This is a genomic window from Candidatus Accumulibacter sp. ACC005, from assembly GCF_907163215.1.
Taxonomy (GTDB): domain Bacteria; phylum Pseudomonadota; class Gammaproteobacteria; order Burkholderiales; family Rhodocyclaceae; genus Accumulibacter; species Accumulibacter regalis.
In genome coordinates this window covers 19,487-37,781 of record NZ_CAJQUB010000012.1, presented here as the reverse complement: position 1 = coordinate 37,781, position 18,295 = coordinate 19,487, and the positions used below count along the sequence as shown (strand labels likewise).

17 protein-coding genes and 1 pseudogene are annotated in these 18,295 nt (G+C 64.1%); 10 read left to right on the top strand and 8 right to left on the bottom strand.

What is annotated here, in order from left to right; translation table 11 throughout:
- The first annotated feature begins 19 nt into the window (after window positions 1-19).
- Together QZ613_RS13980 and QZ613_RS13975 are read left to right on the top strand one after the other, a co-directional pair.
- On the top strand, window positions 20-436 hold the full coding sequence (locus tag QZ613_RS13980) for a hypothetical protein (RefSeq protein WP_043565585.1): 417 nt from the start codon (window positions 20-22) through the stop codon (window positions 434-436).
- A gap of 74 nt (window positions 437-510) precedes the next feature.
- Entirely contained in the window at window positions 511-966 is a 456-nt protein-coding gene (locus tag QZ613_RS13975; RefSeq protein WP_043565587.1) for a YaiI/YqxD family protein, read from the top strand.
- Between the two features lie 30 nt (window positions 967-996).
- On the opposite strand, the gene QZ613_RS13970 is transcribed toward QZ613_RS13975, so the two are convergent.
- Entirely contained in the window at window positions 997-2,337 is a 1,341-nt protein-coding gene (locus QZ613_RS13970) for a TRAFs-binding domain-containing protein (protein WP_291982892.1), read from the bottom strand.
- Between the two features lie 272 nt (window positions 2,338-2,609).
- On the opposite strand from QZ613_RS13970, the gene QZ613_RS13965 reads away from it, so the two are divergent.
- The 5 genes and pseudogenes from QZ613_RS13965 (at window position 2,610) to QZ613_RS13950 (ending at window position 5,954) form a co-directional block, all read left to right on the top strand.
- Complete coding sequence (locus tag QZ613_RS13965) at window positions 2,610-2,843, top strand: hypothetical protein (protein WP_291862823.1); 234 nt, start codon at window positions 2,610-2,612, stop codon at window positions 2,841-2,843.
- 349 nt (window positions 2,844-3,192) lie between these two features.
- Window positions 3,193-4,614 carry a DEAD/DEAH box helicase gene (locus QZ613_RS13960; RefSeq protein ID WP_291982890.1) on the top strand — a complete coding sequence of 474 codons (1,422 nt, stop codon included), beginning with the start codon at window positions 3,193-3,195 and terminating at the stop codon, window positions 4,612-4,614.
- A gap of 51 nt (window positions 4,615-4,665) precedes the next feature.
- A pseudogene (locus QZ613_RS21200) lies at window positions 4,666-4,761 on the top strand (SEC-C metal-binding domain-containing protein); the annotation flags it as partial.
- A gap of 39 nt (window positions 4,762-4,800) precedes the next feature.
- On the top strand, window positions 4,801-5,181 hold the full coding sequence (locus QZ613_RS21195; RefSeq protein ID WP_324593365.1) for a YchJ family metal-binding protein: 381 nt from the start codon (window positions 4,801-4,803) through the stop codon (window positions 5,179-5,181).
- A complete protein-coding gene (locus QZ613_RS13950; protein ID WP_291982889.1) occupies window positions 5,178-5,954 on the top strand; it encodes a pseudouridine synthase in 777 nt (258 codons plus the stop codon). The genes QZ613_RS21195 and QZ613_RS13950 overlap by 4 nt, the downstream gene beginning before the upstream one ends.
- 19 nt (window positions 5,955-5,973) lie before the next feature.
- Here the strand turns inward: QZ613_RS13950 and QZ613_RS13945 are convergent, their stop codons facing one another.
- Window positions 5,974-6,957: a CapA family protein gene (locus tag QZ613_RS13945; RefSeq protein WP_291901930.1), complete on the bottom strand. Its 984-nt coding sequence runs from the start codon at window positions 6,955-6,957 to the stop codon at window positions 5,974-5,976.
- Complete coding sequence (locus QZ613_RS13940) at window positions 6,954-7,382, bottom strand: hypothetical protein (protein WP_291901933.1); 429 nt, start codon at window positions 7,380-7,382, stop codon at window positions 6,954-6,956. The genes QZ613_RS13945 and QZ613_RS13940 overlap by 4 nt, the downstream gene beginning before the upstream one ends.
- A 204-nt stretch (window positions 7,383-7,586) precedes the next feature.
- Here QZ613_RS13940 and QZ613_RS13935 point away from each other — a divergent pair, with 204 nt between their 5' ends.
- Entirely contained in the window at window positions 7,587-8,096 is a 510-nt protein-coding gene (locus tag QZ613_RS13935) for an OmpA family protein (RefSeq protein WP_043569622.1), read from the top strand.
- Between the two features lie 85 nt (window positions 8,097-8,181).
- Here the strand turns inward: QZ613_RS13935 and QZ613_RS13930 are convergent, their stop codons facing one another.
- Entirely contained in the window at window positions 8,182-9,483 is a 1,302-nt protein-coding gene (locus tag QZ613_RS13930; RefSeq protein WP_043569623.1) for an acetyl-CoA hydrolase/transferase C-terminal domain-containing protein, read from the bottom strand.
- 151 nt (window positions 9,484-9,634) lie between these two features.
- The gene (gene icmF / locus QZ613_RS13925; RefSeq protein WP_291862806.1) at window positions 9,635-12,904 is read right to left on the bottom strand and encodes a fused isobutyryl-CoA mutase/GTPase IcmF; all 3,270 of its coding nucleotides are present in this window, start codon (window positions 12,902-12,904) and stop codon (window positions 9,635-9,637) included.
- 168 nt (window positions 12,905-13,072) lie between these two features.
- Here icmF and QZ613_RS13920 point away from each other — a divergent pair, with 168 nt between their 5' ends.
- Window positions 13,073-14,218 carry an AraC family transcriptional regulator gene (locus QZ613_RS13920; protein ID WP_291862803.1) on the top strand — a complete coding sequence of 382 codons (1,146 nt, stop codon included), beginning with the start codon at window positions 13,073-13,075 and terminating at the stop codon, window positions 14,216-14,218.
- Between the two features lie 102 nt (window positions 14,219-14,320).
- Here QZ613_RS13920 and QZ613_RS13915 read toward each other — a convergent pair whose 3' ends face one another.
- From QZ613_RS13915 to QZ613_RS13905, 3 genes are all read right to left on the bottom strand, one after another.
- The gene (locus QZ613_RS13915; protein ID WP_043569770.1) at window positions 14,321-15,631 is read right to left on the bottom strand and encodes a GNAT family N-acetyltransferase; all 1,311 of its coding nucleotides are present in this window, start codon (window positions 15,629-15,631) and stop codon (window positions 14,321-14,323) included.
- Between the two features lie 432 nt (window positions 15,632-16,063).
- A complete protein-coding gene (locus tag QZ613_RS13910; RefSeq protein WP_291982886.1) occupies window positions 16,064-17,077 on the bottom strand; it encodes an NAD(P)-dependent alcohol dehydrogenase in 1,014 nt (337 codons plus the stop codon).
- A gap of 110 nt (window positions 17,078-17,187) precedes the next feature.
- Window positions 17,188-17,361 carry a hypothetical protein gene (locus QZ613_RS13905; protein ID WP_291862795.1) on the bottom strand — a complete coding sequence of 58 codons (174 nt, stop codon included), beginning with the start codon at window positions 17,359-17,361 and terminating at the stop codon, window positions 17,188-17,190.
- Between QZ613_RS13905 and QZ613_RS13900 the strand changes: the two genes are divergently transcribed.
- Window positions 17,342-18,286, top strand: coding sequence for a M23 family metallopeptidase (locus tag QZ613_RS13900; RefSeq protein WP_291862791.1), 945 nt, complete (start codon window positions 17,342-17,344; stop codon window positions 18,284-18,286). The two genes, QZ613_RS13905 and QZ613_RS13900, sit on opposite strands and share 20 nt — an antisense overlap.
- Window positions 18,287-18,295 lie beyond the last annotated feature (9 nt).

Genomic DNA, 18,295 nt, shown 5'->3' with positions numbered 1-18,295 from the left:
CTTGAAAACCTCCCACCCGATGAAACAGATTCTCGCCATGCTCGCCCTGATCTCGCTGGCCGCAATGAGCTGCGGCAGCGCCGCAGCAATGTCGACCGACACCGTCGCTCAGGAGATGGCCTCGCTGTCGCTCGGCCACCCAGTCGCCGCCGGCGATCCGGCCGTGATCAGAACGCGAACAATGCTCGAGCAGGTCAGCAAGCGCAGCGGTGATGACGCAACCGCGATCTTCGCTGCCTGCCGGCGCTACGCGGGCCATTTGCGCGATGCCGCGCAGATCAAGGCCAGCCAGCTTGAGCTGCTCGCCGCCCTCGATACCCATGGCAAGGCCGGTGAATCGATCAACGACACCCTCCAGGCCTATGTCGCCGCGCGCAAGGCGGCAGCGGACAAGACACACGCCACAGCGATGGCGGCGTTGGCCAGGCAGAAATAGCCGCAGTCCTGGGTGTGCGGCAGGCGAAGCGCCGCCTTCGCGACCCGTAGCGACCTTCATGAAAATGGCAAAAAATGCAAATCTGGGTTGACGCCGACGCCTGCCCCGGCGTGATCAAGGAAATCCTCTTTCGCGCCGCACAGCGGACACGCATCATGACCACGCTGGTCGCCAACCAGATGCTGCGCGTACCGCCCTCGCCGTACATCCGCGCACGGCAGGTGCCATCCGGTTTCGACGTCGCCGACCAGCGCATCGTCCAGGACGTGCAGGCGGGCGACCTGGTGATCACCGCCGACATCCCGCTCGCCGCGCTGGTCGTCGAACGCCAGGCGCACGCCCTGAATCCACGCGGCGAGTTCTACACCCCGGAAAACATCAGCGAACGCCTGAGCATGCGCAACTTCATGGAAGAACTGCGCGGCAGCGGCGTCGACATTTCCGGACCGGCGGCTTTCGGCGCCAGCGACCGGCAGGCTTTTGCCGCGCAGCTCGATCGCTTTCTGGCCAGGCAAAGCGCGCCGAAGTAGTCACCCAGGCGGCCAGCGCCGCCGCGCGCGTCAGCCCGCCGCACGCTTGGTGAGTTCGTCCTCGATCATTGCCGCCCAGGCGACTTCGTCGCCGCGCGTCGCACGGGCGGCGCGGATCAACGCCAGGTTGCGCGCCGTCGTTTCCGGCTCCCAGGTTTCGCGAACCGCGGCCAGGGCATTGCCCGCGGCCTCCATTGCCGCAGCTTCGTCTTTCTGCAGGACGGCCAATTCGAGCAGCGTCGCATGGTCCCAGTAATCGGGTGTTCCCTTGGCCAGGCGCCGCTTGACCGCGTAGCTGACGACCGGCAGCAGTTCCAGCCGGCGCGGGTCGGGCGTCTTTTCCAGCTCCATCAGCGTCACCGCGTTGACGCCGGGATAGGCGTCGCGCCAGTCGGCTTCGAAACCCTGCAAATAGGTGTCAATCGCCTTGCGCAGCCAGCCCGCAGCCTTAAGCAGGTCATTCGCGTTGCGGGCCTCGTCCCAGCGATCCTTGTACACGCGTCCGAGCAGCCCATTGGTTTCGCTGCTCGGGCCGCGCTCCTTGATCAGTTCGGCGAACCACTGTTCGGCTTCGTCGCGGCGCTTGAGCCGATTGAGGGCAAAGCCCAGCTGTTCGCGCACCAGCACGCTGCGCGCAAGCGGCGCCGGCATCTGCGCCGCCAGCTCGACCATCGCCTGCCAGTCACTGAGCGCGCGATACGAGAGAAAGAGGTCGAGGACCACCCCCGATTCGAGATTCTGCACCTCGCCAAGTTCGCCAGCAGCTTTTTTGAGGGCGTCCGTTCCGGCTCGGCGAGCGTCGGCGAGCCGCTTGCGCGCCTCGACCGCATAGTGTGCCCGATCACGGAAGACATCGGTCTTCAGGCGCGCGATATCGGGAGCGGTGTAGCCATCGACCAACTGGAATACCGGGCTGTCGGTGTTCTCGTCACCACGCGCGGCCTTGGCGGTTTCGAGCAGCTTGCGCAAAGCCTGGCCTGCGCCCTCGACATCGCTCGGCTTGCCGTCCGCCGCCAGCTTGTAGGGCAAGGCGCGCAGAGGCGCCACGTCAAAAGGCATGCGCTCGCTCCCGGCGTAGAGCAGCACCGTGGTCGAAGGGCGAACACCGTGGCGCAGACCGAGCTCGTAGAAGACGTTGGCGTTGGCGCCGGTGAGGTCGGCAACGGCGAAGTCACAGAGAATCAGCCGCTCGTACATCGGTTTGTGAATCACCCCGCCGCTGACCTCCTGGTCGGCACGCAGCGCCTCCAACCCCGCGGCCTCGATGGCCGGCGCGATCAGGTCGTGGTAAACAGCATCGAAATCGGCAGTGACTCCGGACGGCATGGGTTTCTTGCCGAAGGGCATGAGTACGAAACATAGCGGCAGCATCGTTGTTCTCCTGGGAAGAAATGGCGATTGACCTTGCCTTGACCCTCATCACCGGCGCTGCCGGCGACACAGCGCCATCGCCCGGCAGAGTGCCTGCAACTGGCGCGCTCCGCCGTCCTCTCCATTCTGAACCCGGTCGCCACCGTGGCCAAGCACCATTGCCTGCGGCGCGCCGTAGCCGAAGCAGGAAGCGAGCGCGCGAGTGCCGCAATCGCCAAAGCAGCTTTCCCGGATTAACATTCGCACCCACACCCAACTTGAAGGAACAGGAAATGGACGCTGAATGGGTTCTCACCACCCTCACCGACGCCATGGAAGCGCTCGAAGAAGCGATCGGCGAACTGGAATCGGATCCAGACGCGGTCGACGAGTTGCTGCCACAGTTGCTGCCAACGGTCTACGCCAAGCTCAACTACGCGTGGAATAGCCGCGAGTTGGGGCCGGAGGCGATCGAAAAGATCGACCACGACGAACTGGTCGGCTTTCCGAAGGATTTGCCGATGTGAGCGGCGCGATGGCGCGCCTTGGCCGCGGAGGAAAAACCGGCCATCGCGCCAGAGGAGAGTCATTCTGTAGATCGTGCGTCAGCCAGCCTGCGCGGAGATCCGGCAGCGTCGATCGCTTGCCGGCTGCGCATGCGCGACGGCCTTTTTTCGTGCTGCAGCAACAAAGCGTGTATAGTGCCGGGCAGAACTGAGCCGCGTTTCATCCGGTCGGCAGCTCGGTCCTCTCGCGGTTGATCCCCCATCGGCACCTGCCGATCGCCCCGCAGCACACCCCTCCCCCAAAGTTCCAAACGCCTGAACCGGCTCTGTTGGCATCGTGCCGCAGCAGGTCGTTCACCGGAGATTCACCTTGACTCAATCGTTTTCCGTTCTCGGCCTGTCGGCCGAGCTCACCCGCGTTGTCGCCGAACAAGGCTACACCGACCCGACGCCGGTACAGGCGCAGGCCATTCCACTCATTCTCGAGGGCCGCGACGTCCTTGCGGGCGCGCAAACCGGCACCGGCAAGACCGCCGGTTTCACGCTGCCCCTGCTGCAACGCCTGGCCACCATGCCCGCCCGTGCGGACGCCAGTGCCCAGCCACGCCAGCGTGTGCGGGCGCTAATCCTGACCCCGACCCGCGAACTCGCGGCGCAGATCGAGGAAAGCGTACGCACCTACGGCAAGTACATGAAACTGAAGTCGACGCTGATCTATGGCGGCGTGAACATCAACCCGCAGATCGACGCCCTGCGCCGTGGCGTCGACATCCTGGTCGCCACACCCGGGCGGCTGCTCGATCACCTGCAGCAGAAGACGCTCGAACTGTCGAACGTCGAGATCCTGGTGCTCGACGAAGCCGACCGCATGCTGGACATGGGTTTCATCCGCGACATCCGCCGCGTCCTCGCGCTGCTGCCGGCGAAACGCCAGAACCTGCTCTTCTCGGCGACCTTCTCGGAAGAGATCCGCAAGCTCGCCGACGGCCTGCTGCACAACCCGGCGATGGTCGAAGTCGCACGCCGCAACGCCGAGTCCGAGCTCGTCGCGCAGCGCGTACACCCGGTCGATAGCTGGTGCAAGCGCGACCTGCTGGTGCACCTGGTGTCGTCGGGCGACTGGAAACAGGTACTGGTGTTCACGCGCATGAAGAGCGGCGCCAACCGCCTCTCCGAATATCTGTGCAAGGCCGGCATCGAGGCCACCGCCATCCACGGCAACAAGAGCCAGCCGGCGCGCACGCGTGCCCTGGCCGGTTTCAAGAACGGCACGGTGCGCGTGCTGGTGGCCACCGACATCGCCGCGCGCGGTCTGGACATCGAGGAGCTGCCGCACGTGGTGAACTTCGAGCTGCCGAACGTCCCCGAGGACTACGTCCATCGCATCGGCCGCACCGGCCGCGCGGGTAGCTCGGGTGAAGCGCTGTCGCTGGTTTCGGCCGAAGAGCGCCCGCTGCTGGCGGCGATCGAAAAGCTGCTCACCCGACGCATTGAAAAACAGGTCGTCGAAGGCTTCGAGCCCGGCAAGACCGCGGCGCCAGCGGTGGCAGCGCCTGCACCACGCGGCAGCCACGACGGCAGTCGCCGCGGTGCCGGCCCCGCTCGTGACGGACGCGCACGCACGCCGGCCAAGGCGGCGACGCCACCGCCGCGACCGGGAGCGACGCCGTCCCCCGCCCGCGCCAATCCGACCACGCCGCACAACCCGCCGCGCGGACCGCAACGTCCACGCGCGGACAGCGGCGTCGCCACGGCGGCGCTGTTTCGCAGCCCGGCGCGGCGCGGCGGCTGAGGCCCCGCGGCTGCAGACGACGCCGGTGCCAAGGTCAGCCCGGCTTGACCGATGTCAAGGTCCGCTCGGGAGTCGGCATTGACCGGAAATTCAAGGAGCGCTTGCCCCTGCGGCAGTCGACTCGCGTACGCCGAATGCTGCGGCCCTCTGCACGACGGGGCTGCGGCGCCTGACGCGGCAGCGCTGATGCGCTCGCGCTACAGCGCCTACGTCCTGGCCATAGAAGCCTACCTCCTGGCGACCTGGCATCCGTCGACCCGTCCGGCACGGATCGACCCTGATGGCGCACTGGCGCCGCAGTGGCTCGGGCTGCAGGTGCGCCGCCACGTGACCACCGGACCGGCAGCGGCGATCGTCGAGTTCGTCGCCCGCTACCGCGTCGGCGGCCGCGCCCAGCGCCTGCACGAAGTCAGCCACTTCGTGCAGCAAGCCGGCCGCTGGTACTACGTCGACGGCGAGTTCCCGGCGGCAACCGGCAGGTCGTCGGCAGGGAAATCACCGGCAGCCACCATACACGCGGGCCGAAAAGGCAACGCGTCGGCGAAGAGCGCAGGTGGGCGGCAATGACTGAGACTGACGGCGCCACGCTGCCGATCCTGTATCAGGACCAGCATCTGGTCGCTATCCACAAGCCGGCGGGCTTGCTGGTCCATCGCAGCGCCATCGACCGCCGTGAGCGCCGCTTTGCGCTGCAGATGCTGCGCGAGCAGCTCGGCCAGCGCGTCTACGCGGTACACCGCCTCGACAAGGGAAGCTCCGGGGTCCTACTGTTCGCGCTCAGCAGCGCGATCGGGCGGTCGTTGAGCAGCTGCTTCGAACAGCGCCAGGTGGGCAAGAACTACCTGGCGGTAGTACGCGGCCATCCGCCGCTCGCCGGCGAAATCGACCATCCCTTGCGTCGTCACATCGACACGTCCGAAGGCGCTCGCGCCGCCGACGCCCCGGCGCAGGACGCGTTCACCCGCTACAGGACGCTGGCCACGATCGAGCTGCCGTACCGCGTCGACCGCTATCCGTCGAGCCGCTACGCCCTAGTCGAGCTCGAGCCGCTGAGCGGACGCCGCCATCAGCTGCGCCGGCATCTCAAGCACATCGCTCACCCGATCATTGGCGACGCCACTCATGGCAAGGGACGCCACAACCGCCTTTTTCAGACGCTGTTCGCTTGCCACCGGCTGCTCCTGGCATGCACCGAGCTGCGCCTGGCGCATCCGGTCAGCGGCGCACCGCTTACCCTGCGCGCGCCGCTGGCGAATGACTTCTACCGCCTGCTGGCGCGCCTGGAATGGACCAGCGCCGTACCGCCGCAATGGCGACCTGACGCCGAGAAGCAAGCCTGACGGGCACCCCGGACGACCTTCAGGGATAGCTCACGCACTCTCCGACGATGCTCTCCGCGTCGCGACCGCAGGGAGTCGCGACGCCGGCAATCGGCTGCGGGCTGCCGTCATCGTCCATGTGCGCGGCCAGCGTCTCCCAGGCAACCAGCCCGCTCCTGTCGAGGGTCAGGCGCAGCAGCCAGCCGGTACGCGTGGCGGCGTCGTTGAAGCCATCGAAGACAAAATTCCCCAGGCTGTAGACGATCAGCTTGCCGCGATAGTACTCGGCGCCCTGGGTGACGTGCGGATGGCCGCCAACGACGACGTCGGCGCCGGCGTCGATCATCGTCCGCGCCAGCTGCCGCTGCCGCTCGCTCGGCTCTTCCTCGCGCTCCCAGCCCCAGTGCATGAACGGGATCACGAGGTCAGCACCGGCCGCACGAGCGGCACGGATGTCGGCGACGACATGGCTGTCCTCGCTCCAGGCGATCCCCGGCCAGTCAGCCCCGGCCTCGAAAGAACGCGGCTTGAATTCGTTGTACGCCAGTACGGCGATGCGCAGACCGCCACGCGCTATCCACAGCGGTCGGTGCGCTTCTTCGAGATTGCGCCCCCCCCCAAATGCGGCGATCCCCTGCCCTGCGACATGGTCCAGCGTTTCCAGAAAAGCCTGTTGCCCATAGTCGCCGGAATGATTGTTGGCCACCGCCAGGGCATCGAAGCGACCCTTGAGAACGGCCGCCACGCGCGGCGCGGCGCGAAAGCTGTAGATCTTGGCGTCCAGTGCCTGGCCCTGGGTGGCGATCGGGCATTCGAGGTTACCGATACGGTAGTCGGCATCTTGCAGCTGCGACGCGAACGCGGCCAGCGGATCACCACCACGACGGATCAGATTGCCCGGCCCATCGTCGAGCATGATGTCGCCAACGAAGATCAGGCGTACGTTCTGTGCACTGACCGGTTGGACCAGCGTCAGGCCGAGCAGGAGAGCAAGCAGGAAAAGGAGGGGGCGTCTCTCGCTCACGATTGCCGCCCCGCGCCGGACCACTCGCACCAGTAGCGCAATTCACCGTCCCTGAGCGGCTCATAGACGTGATTGACGCCGGTGAAGCCCCAAGGCGCGGCCTTCATCGTCAGCGGCGGATAGGCATGGGTGGCCTGGTGGATCGGCGTCGGGCCGATGTCTCTGGCGGCCAGCACATAGACCTTGATCGCCGCCAGGTCGGCGGGCTCCTTCTGGAAGACGACGCGAAAAAGGAAATACGAGCCGACCTTCTCCACCGGGACGGCGTAGGGCGAGGCGACCGGCTGCGCCTGCACCAGCCGCGTTTCGCCGCCGTAGGTGACGTGGCAGGAAACGCTTTCCGCCAGTGCAGCCGACACGGGCAGGCCGAGAAGCTGAGAGCCGAGCAGGGCAAGAGCGAAGCGGCGAGGGCAAGAAGGTGGCATGGGAACACGAAGTGGCTGAGAACCCCGTAGTATCGGGAGCAGCCAGGGGCCGGTCAAGCGGTGCCTGTACGACGACCCTCCAGGCGACGGCAAGAGCGGTCACGGCACCGCCTTTTCGTCAGCGCCCCTATCGCACGCGAATCATTGCTAAACTAGCCGGCTCCCGACTTGGGAGTTGTGTCTCGACCTGCCGGTGCATCGCCAATGCCTTCATACCTTCGTCTTCGCCTTCTCTGCCTGGCTGGTGCCGTGTTGCTGAGCGCCTGCGGCACCCTCGACCAACCAGCGGCGGACCCGTCCGCGCGGGCAGCCAAGGCTGCGCGAGAGCCGACGCCGCCCACGCCGGCGCTGCCAAACACCCCCTTTGCCGACGACCCGGCCAAGAGGACGATCTATTTCGCCCTCGGCGAAGCGACGATCAGCCGCGAGGGCATCGAGGTCCTGCGCGAGAACGCCATGCACCTGAAGAATGACCCGCAACTGGTCGTGACGCTGGTCGGCTATACGGACAATCTCGGCAGCGCGGCCTACAATCTGGCGGTCGCCGACAAACGCGCCGAAGCGGCGAGCGACAAACTGCGCTCGCTTGGCGTGCCACGTAACCAACTGCGGCGCCTGCCGCGCGCCAGCGAACAGAGCGGCAAGGAGGCCTGCGACAGCGAAACCTGTCGTCAGAGCATGCGCAAGGTCGAACTGGTGTACGAAAGACGCTGAGTCGCGGATTCGGCGGCAGCCTTGATGTGTGGCTGCCGCAGGACGGCGTGCTGGGCAGACTTGCCGGCGTTACCCGTTGCCGGCGCTAGAGCAATTTCAATTTGCGCGCCGCTTCGCTCAGTTCGCCGCGGAAATCAGGGTGAGCAATACCGATCAGCGCCTGCGCCCTCTGCTTGGCGCTCTTGCCGCGCAACTGCGCAAGACCGTATTCGGTGACCACGTAGTTGACGTCATTCTTGCTCGTCGTGACGTGCGCCCCGGTGGTCAGCGTCGGTACGATTCGGGAAATGGTGTCGCCCTTGGCCGTAGCCGGCAGGACGATGAACGACTTGCCGTCTCGTGAGCGGTTGGCTGCGCGCACGAAGTCGACCTGCCCACCGGTACCGGAGTACGACTGCGGACCGAAACTCTCCGAACAGCACTGGCCAATCAGATCGACCTGCAGCGTGGCGTTGATGGTCACCAGCTTGTCGTTGCGCGCCGCCAGAAACGGATCGTTGGTGTAGTCGACCGGATGCATTTCGAGCATCGGGTTGCGATTCATGAAGCGATAGAGCTTCTGCGAACCGAGCGCAAAAGTGGCGACCATCTTGCCGGGCAGGTAGGTCTTCTTGCGATTGGTTACCGCACCGCACTCGAGCAGCTTGAGGATGCCGTCCCCGATCATCTCGGTGTGGATTCCCAGATCGTGCTTGTTGACGAGTTGCATGACCACCGCGTCGGGAATGGCTCCGTAACCGATCTGCAGCGTCGACCCGTCCTCGATGATATCGGTAACGTATTCGCCGATCGCCTCCTGCACCTTGCCGATTTGCGGCAGACCCACTTCGAGTACCGGATCCTCGCTCTCGACGAGACCCGCAATCTGCGAGACATGCACGTGGCAGCTGCCGTTGGTAAACGGAACGTTGGGATTGACCTCGAGGATCACCACCCGGGCGGTACTGATCGCCGCCATCGTGTAGTCGGTGGCCAGGCTGATCGAGAAATAGCCGTGCTCGTCCATTGGCGAGGCCATGGTGACAACGACGTCGACACGAATCTGTCGATTCTTGATCAGCGACGGCATTTCGGAGAAATAGCTAGGCAGGTAGTCGATCCAGCCTTCCTGACCACCCGCCCGGCTGGCGCCGCCATAGAAAAAAGCGAGATGGCGGACGTTGTCGACCGTCTCGGGGTCGAAATAGGCGAATTTGCGAAGCGGCAGAATCTGCGCCACGGTCACCCCGTGAAAACGCTGCCGCTGCTCGGACAGCGCCGTCAGCAGGGTCGGTGGCTCGCCGACGCCGGTTGGCACGCTGATCAGATCGCCGTTCTCGACCAGACCCATGGCGTCCGCTGCCGTCATTTTCTTGCTCTGGTAGATACGCTGGTAAATCTCCGACATGTTTCATCCCCTCCGTCCTATTGGCCAACAAACCGTATTCCGGCACTAGACGCTACCTGGCTACGCTCATTTTTCTTGCTCCCTTGCCTGCCTGCACCAGAGCAGCAGGCGGGGCACGCATAGCGCGCATCCCGCCGACCAGTCCTGCATGCTACATGCTACGACGATATTGGCCACCAACGTCGTAAAGTGCATTGGTGATCTGCCCGAGCGAGCAAACGCGAACGGCGTCGATCAGCACCGCGAAAACGTTGCCGTCTTCGATGACCGTCTGCTGCAGGCGTTCGAGTAGCGCCGCAGACGCCGCGGCGTTGCGCCCCTGGAAATCACGCAGGCGATTGAGCTGCGACTGCTTCTCTTCTTCGGTCGACCGCGCCAGCTCGATTTCGATCTGCGCGTCACCCTTCGGGTTGCGGAAAGTATTGACGCCGACGATGGGGAACGAACCGTCGTGCTTCTTGTGCTCGTAATGTAGCGACTCTTCCTGGATTTTGCCACGCTGATAGCCGGTTTCCATGGCCCCGAGAACGCCACCGCGCGAGGCGATGGCTTCGAACTCCTTGAGCACCGCCTCTTCGACCAGATCGGTCAGTTCGTCGATGATGAACGAGCCCTGATTGGGGTTCTCGTTCATCGCCAGACCCCACTCGCGGTTGATCACCAACTGGATGGCCATGGCGCGGCGAACGGACTCTTCGGTCGGTGTGGTGATCGCTTCGTCGTAGGCGTTGGTGTGCAGCGAGTTGCAGTTGTCGTAGACGGCGATCAGCGCCTGCAGCGTCGTGCGGATGTCGTTGAATGACATTTCCTGCGCGTGCAGCGAACGCCCCGAAGTCTGGATGTGGTACTTGAGCTTCTGGCTGCGCTCGCTGGCGCCGTACTTGTTCTTCATCGCCACGGCCCAGATACGACGGGCAACGCGGCCGATCACTGAATACTCCGGGTCCATGCCGTTGCTGAAGAAGAACGACAGGTTCGGCGCGAAGTCGTCGATGTGCATGCCGCGCGCCAGATAGGCCTCGGCGTAGGTGAAACCGTTGGCCAGGGTAAAGGCCAACTGCGAAATCGGGTTGGCGCCGGCTTCGGCAATGTGATAACCGGAGATCGATACCGAGTAGAAATTGCGGATGTTGTTATGGACGAAGAACTCCTGGATGTCACCCATCATCTTGAGCGCGAATTCGGTCGAGAAGATGCAGGTATTCTGTCCCTGGTCTTCCTTGAGAATGTCCGCCTGGACGGTGCCGCGAACATTGGCCAGCACCCACTCGCGGATTTTGTCGATCTCGTCTTCGGTCGGCTGGCGAGCGTTTTCGCTCTGGAATTTCTCGATCTGCTGATCGATCGCCGCGTTGAAGAACATCGACAGGATGATCGGCGCCGGACCGTTGATGGTCAGCGACACCGAAGTCGTCGGCGCGCACAGGTCGAAACCGTCGAAGAGCACTTTCATGTCGTCGAGCGTGGCGATCGAGACACCGGAATTCCCGACCTTGCCGTAGATGTCCGGCCGGGCGTCGGGGTCGCAGCCGTAGAGCGTGACCGAGTCGAAGGCGGTCGACAGACGCTTCGCGGGCATTCCCTCGGAGACGCGCTTGAAGCGACGATTGGTGCGGAAAGCGTCGCCTTCGCCGGCGAACATGCGCGTCGGATCCTCGTTCTCGCGCTTGAAGGCGAAGACGCCGGCGGTGAATGGGAACGAGCCGGGAACGTTCTCGCGCATCAGGAATCGCAGCACTTCACCGTCGTCCTTGTAGGTCGGCAGAGAAACCTTGCGGATGCGCGACCCCGACAGCGAGGTGCTGGTCAGTCGGGTGCGCTTCTCCTTGTCGCGGATCTTGACGACGTATTCGTCCTGCGCGTATAGCTCGACGGTTTTTGGCCACATGTCGAGAAGCTTCCTGGCGCGCGCGTCGAGCTGCCCGTCCTTCCATTCGATCAGCTCGTCGAAATCGCCACCCGCTGGTTTGCCGCGAGCCTGAAAGAGCTCCTTGGCGGTGCGCAGCGACTGCCGCTCGCGGGCCAGTTCGGCCTGTTCTGCGGTATGCGCGTGGTAGGAACGAACGGTGTCGGCAATCTCGGCCAGGTAGCGCACGCGTTGCGCCGGCACGATCGCGCGCTGATTCGACGATTGCCGGACTTCGACCAGCGGCAGCTTGCCCTTCTTGAGCGGCAGACCGAGATCGCGCAGGCGCGGCAACATGGCCTGATAAAGCGCGGTAACACCGTCGTCGTTGAAGCGCGCGGCCATGGTGCCGAAGACCGGCATTTCCTCGCTACGCTGACCGAAGGCCTCGTGGTTGCGCTGATACTGCTTGCGCACGTCGCGCAGCGCGTCGTCGGCGCCCTTGCGGTCGAACTTGTTGATGGCCACGAAATCGGCGAAATCGAGCATGTCGATCTTCTCCAGCTGCGACGCGGCACCGAACTCCGGCGTCATCACGTACAGCGAGGCGTCGACCAGCGGCACGATCGCCGCATTGCCCTGACCGATCCCCGAGGTTTCGACGATCACCAGATCGAAGCCAGCCAGCTTGCACGCGGCCAGAACCTCGGGCAGGGCGGCGGAAAGCTCGGAGCCCGTCTCGCGCGTCGCCAGCGAGCGCATGTAGATGTTCGCATGTTCGATGGCGTTCATCCGGATACGGTCGCCGAGCAAGGCACCACCGGTGCGTTTGCGCGAGGGGTCGATGGAGATGATCGCCAGCTTGATGCGGTCGCTCTGGTCGAGCCGGAAGCGGCGCACCAGTTCGTCGGTCAGCGATGACTTGCCGGCGCCGCCGGTACCGGTGATGCCCAGCGTCGGGACTTTCAGTCCGGCGGCCGCGTCGACGATCGTCTTGCGCAGCGCTGCGGAATAGACACCGTTCTCCAGCGCCGTGATCACCTGCGCCAGATGACGGCGATCGCCTGCTTTCAGCGTCGCGAGCACCACTTCAGGATCCAGCGGCGCGAGGGCTGCGAGGTCGAAGTCGGAGTTTTCCGCGACGTCATTGATCATTCCCTGCAGGCCCATCGACTGGCCGTCTTCCGGCGAATAGATGCGCGCCACGCCGTAGGCATGCAGCTCGTCGATTTCGCTGGGCACGATCACCCCACCGCCGCCGCCGAAGACCCTGATCTTCTCGCCGCCGCCCGCTTTCAGCAGGTCGATCATGTACTTGAAGAACTCGACGTGGCCGCCCTGGTACGAGGTGATGGCAATTCCCTGCACATCCTCCTGCAAGGCCGCGTTCACGATTTCCTGCACCGAACGATTGTGGCCAAGATGGATCACTTCCGCACCGGTCGCCTGCAGAATGCGACGCATGATGTTGATCGACGCATCGTGGCCGTCAAACAAGGAAGCTGCGGTAACGAAGCGCAGTTTGTGCTTGGGTTTGTACGGTGCAAGCTTCTTGGCAAGCGAAAGGTCGGTCATGACGTTTGTGCTCCACGAAAATTGAAGATGTCTCGGTGATCGGGAATTTCACGGGAACATCCATGGTAGAAACTTGATCCCGATAAAGCCATTACCCGACACGCCTTGAACAGTGTAAATTTCGCCAACTTGAAATATGCTGTCAATTCACAGCCTTGCAAGACGACCATGCGCCACGCTGAGAAGACCGCCAGACACCTGCCAATAAGCGCCGCCACGACCCGCGTGTCCGCCGCCGGCCGCGCGACGGTGGCAATTGCCTTCGTCCGGGGAATGCTGGCCGGTCTGCGGCATGCGGGCTGCCCGACGGCGCCGCTGCTCGAACGTGCCCATATTGCGCCGGTACTGCTCGACGAGCCGAGCGCGCGCATTCCTGTCGACCGCTATGCCGCACTCTACAACCTGATCAACGAGCAACTCGACGACGAAGGCTTCGGGCTTTTCTCGCAGCCCATGCGCTGCGGCGCCTTCGAGTTCCTCTGCCGCAGCACGATCACCGCGCCGACACTGTCCGAGGCCATCGAACGCAGTGTCCGCTTTCTCCGCCTGGTGCTTCCCGACCTCAGCGTCCGTTTGGAAAGAACCCACGAGCAGGCCCGCCTGTGTATCGCCGAAACTCGCCCCCTGTTGATCGGACGGGTATTCGCCTTCGAATGGCTGCTGCGCCTGCTGCACGGGCTGCTATCCTGGTTGATCGGCCGCGGCATCGTCCTTGACTCGGTGGCCTTTCCCTACCCGCGCCCGCAACACGCCGACGATTACGCACTGATCTTCACTGCCGACTCGACTTTCGATGCTGCGACGCTGACCGCCAGCTTCGCCGCCAATCTGCTCGACTGGCCGATCCGCCGCGACGAAGCGACCCTGCAGGCCTTCCTCGACGGCGCGCCGGGCAAGCTGACGACCCTCTACCGCCGCGACCGCGAAATGGCGCTACGCGTGCGCAACGCGCTGCGCGATGCACTGCCCGCTTCACCGTCGCTGGCGGCCATCGCGCATCAACTGCATCTATCGCCACGCACCCTGCATCGTCGGCTCGAAGACGAGGGGTCCAGCTTTCAGGCCACCAAGGACGCCTTGCGGCGAGACCTGGCCATCGACCGTCTGGCCAAAAGCAAGCAGGCGCTGGCCCAGATCGCCGCTGAACTGGGCTTCGCCGACGCCGCGGCTTTTTACCGCGCCTTCGTGCGCTGGACCGGCATGGCGCCAGCGTACTATCGACGGCGGCTGCACGCGGCAACCGGGAATGGGGCAAGAAAGCGCCGCCAGGGCTCGGCAGCGTCGCCGGCGACATCGGACGGGGCAGCCGAATAATCGCCCGCCAGCAGATGACCGGGCGCGTCGGCCGCAAGCAGCGGGTGACGCGCATACAGAAGGGGCAATGCCGAACGGCGGGGAACGGGGAACGGCGCAGCGTCAACGATCGGTCATGAAACGCGTCGCGTTTTCGAGGTCCGCGTGGGTACTGCCGCTGTACAGGGCATTGACAAATTTTCGCCAGATCAAATCCGGTTCGCCGAGGAAAAAATCGTAGACACCGCTGTCCGACACCCTGGTGGCCGCGACCTTGATTTGCGAGGTTTCGGCAGGGCCGAGTTGAATCGTGACTTCACCCCAGACGTCAAGCGGAACCGGGACCCGCGCGAGTGCCTGGAAGTCAGAGAGCGAAAGCTGGGTGATTTCCAGGCCGATCTTGCTCTCGGCACCGTCTGGCGACGTAATGGTGAACTTCGCCGGGCAGCGTACCGAAAAGCGCCGATGGCGCTGGCGCTCCCTCTCGTCCTCGCTGCGTTCCTTGACAGCGGGCAGCACGGCCTTGTAGGCGGGAAGATCGTAGATCGTGTGCAACAGGCATTTCTTTCGATCGCTGAGCTCAGCGAAGACGTTGGTCCGCACGTTGAAGAAGTGGTCGAGCAATTCCGGCGTCAGCACGGGGTCGTTGGTGGTGTAGAAACGACGTTGTGGAAGGCGGATATTGGGCAGATTGACCTGCGTAAAGAATGCGTGCAGATTCCGCCTCGGCGGCTTGCTCCCGTAGTACTTCCTGAAGATCTCCTGCGCCGCACGAAGGTCCAGCGTCGCGCCGACCGCGGGAGCGCCATTGACGAAATCGTAATTCTCGACGACGTTCTGCGTCAGGCGGCGGAAGAACAACAGTGATTCGTACATCTCGATATGGCGGGGATTGACGGCGATGACGAGATGACGGGTATCGAAAAAGGTCGTGCAATACTCGTACATGAACTTCATCAGCGGAAACAGGATACTGCCACCCGTGCGGCGGAATTTCCGGTGCACGGCCAGCGCCGAAACTTCGGCAATGTTCCCGGTCTTCTCGCGCACTGCGGTCAGGTCGAAGATCCTCTGCAGCGGAAAACCCAGCACGCTCTCCCGGATCAGGGACAGCGTGCCAACCACCTGTCCATCATACTTCGCGCACAAAGTCGTCGTCGTCGGCAGGGCATGATAGAGGGTGACGCGCATTCCGGAGGGATCCGGGGTCATGAAGCCACTGCCGACATAGGCATCGTGCAGCAGGGTAAAGCAGGCTTCGAGTTCCTCCTGAGTGTCGGCGATCTTCAACACCAGCCGCTCACTTGGCGCGGGATCGCAATCGACGAAGTTGCGATAGACAGCGAAACGCCTCTTCTTGGGGAGGACGTTGAACAGCTTTCTCAAGGTCCCGTGCAGTAGTTTCCGTACCGGCAAGACTAGTTTTCTGAACATCACCACCCCCTGTGCAACCACGACGACCGGAAGCACCCGCGACCCGTCTGCGGGTAGACACGCGCTCGCCGCTGCATCGACAAGGCGACAGCATGGCACTGCGCTGACAACATTGTCGCCGTGCATCTTATCAAAGGCGGCTCCGTCTTTGCCGCTTGTTCGATGGCCTGTGCACAAGGCATCGCAGCAGCAGTTCACCGGCGTATTACTGCCGAAAAGCATTCCCACCGAACCATGGTCGAGCAAACGGCAAGATGACGCAACGTCAGACTACCGTAGCTGAAGCCTTGCGGCCAGCAATTCCGGCAGCGCAAAGCCGGCGTGTCCCGCGGCGACGCAGCTTCCGGCTGACGGCAAGCGCCTGCGGAGGGCGGCAGTGCGCTCCTGGCATGCGCCGCACACGCCATTCGTGAAGTGGCCACTCGCGGCGCTTCAGTGCCGGATGCAGACCTTTCCGAAGTGCGCGCCGCTCTTGAGGTAGGCCATCGCCTCCTTGAGTTCGTCGAAAGCAAAGACGCGATCGACCACCGGCTGCAGCCGATGCTGGTCGATCGCGCGCAGCATCGCCTCGAAAGCATCGCGGGAACCCACCGTGATGCCTTGCAAACGTACCAAGCGGGTGACCACCAGTCCCAGCGGCGCGGCCAGAGTCGAACCGGACAACACACCAATCATCGACAGGGTCCCGCCCGGACGGATGCAGCGTAGCGACTGCGGCAGGGTTTTTTCGCCGCCGAGCTCGACGATGTGGTCGAAACCGCGGCCAGCAGTGAGGGCGCGCGCCGGCTTTGCCCATTCGGGGGTCGTCGTATAGTTGATGCCGGCGTCGGCGCCGAGCGCCTTAGCGCGTTCTAGCTTGGCGTCGCTCGACGAGATCACCGTCACGTGGGCGCCGAGCAATTTCGCGAACTGCAGGGCGAAAATCGCCACCCCGCCGGTCCCCTGCACGAGTACCCGCGACCCCGGACCAAGGGCGTCGTGGCTGACGATTGCGCTCCAGGCGGTGAGCGCCGCGCAGGGCAGTGTCGCCGCCTCTTCGTCGCTGAGATGCCCCGGCACCTTGACCATTCCCTCTTCAGGCAGGCAGACCATATCGGCCATCATCCCGTCGACCGGGCCGCCAAGCGTCCGCGTCAGCCGCTCAAGGTCAGGCGCGCCGGCGATCCAGCCTTGATGAAAGCACGGGCAGACGCGATCGCCAACCGCCACACGACTCACCCCGGGACCAAGCTCGAGCACTTCTCCAACACCGTCGGAAACAGGAATCAGCGGCAGCACGCCGGTGAAAGCGCCGTAGCCGCGATTCGGAACGACTAGGTCGCGGTAGTTCAACGACGCCGCTTTGGTGCGCAGCAGGACCTGTCCCGGACCAGGCCGTGGATCAGGACGGGTAGACATCTGCAAGTGCTCCATGCCCCAGTCGTCCTGGATCTGAAAGACTCTCATGCGGTTGATCCTCCTGCTATGGTCGTTGCCCAGGTGCGCGCACGGGGGCACCGAAAGAGTAGCCTGGCAAGCGCGAAAGTATATTTGGCCCAATCAATCCCGGTCAATTGCTATTGCAGAGGCACGAAATACTTGGCGCTTGCCGATAGGCGAGCATTCGTCGGCACGGTGAGCGTTTCTGGTCCGGCCTGCGACAGCGGCAGGCGGCAGCTACCGATGGCTGCGCTATCATCGGCGTCGACGAGGATTTCCGGGGATGTCGCGTTGAAAAGAATCCTGCTCATCTTCCTGGCCGTATTCTGCAGCCGGCACCCGATCTCCGCTCAGGAGAACTACCCCCTTGCCCTCGAGACGAGGAAGGAAGGCAATGGCCACCGTATCGTCGCCCGCAACAACGGCCCGGCAGCTGTCTCGCTCAAGGTTTCTCTCGCCAATTCGCGCCATGCCGCCACCGATCGCCCATTCCCGCTTTTCGTAGTGCTTCCCCCGGAGAGTGGAAGCGTCTCCCTGGCGCGCATTCGACCAGCGGTGAGCGGGGAGGGTTACAGTTTTCGCACGGAAAGTTCGTGGCTGCTCGGCGATTACCATGCCCGGCAGAGCGCCGGCGCGATCTATCGCCTGCCCTACCCGAACGGACTCGCCTTCCACATTGGCCAGGCGCCCGGCGGCCCGCTGAGCACGCACGGCACACCCGACAGCGAGTACGCGGTCGATATCGGCATGCCCGAGCGCACGCCCGTGCTCGCTGCGCGCGATGGGATAGTGGTCTACACCGAGGCCAGGCAGAGCTATGGTGGACGGCACCCTGACCTGATCAGCAGGGCCAACGCAGTGCGCATACAGCACAGCGACGGGACCATCGCCCTCTACGCGCACCTGGCCCATGGTGGGGTAAGCGTTTACCCGGGACAGCGGGTCAAGGCCGGAATGCAGATCGGCCTGTCCGGCTCTACGGGCTATTCATCCGGACCACATCTTCATTTCGCTGTACAAACGGTGTTGCGCGCGGGTGATCGCTTGACGGCGATCTCGCTGCCCTTCAACTTCTACGTCGGCGATCCGCCGGCGGTATTCGCGCCTCGGTTTGGCATGTTCGCCGCAGCGCAGTACTCTTCCCCGGGCCGGGTGCCGATCACCGTTCCAGGGAGTTACGGGAGCCGCTTACGCCGCCAGGAAGCTGCCGGGCGCCAACAACAGAAATTGCCATGAGGACGAAAC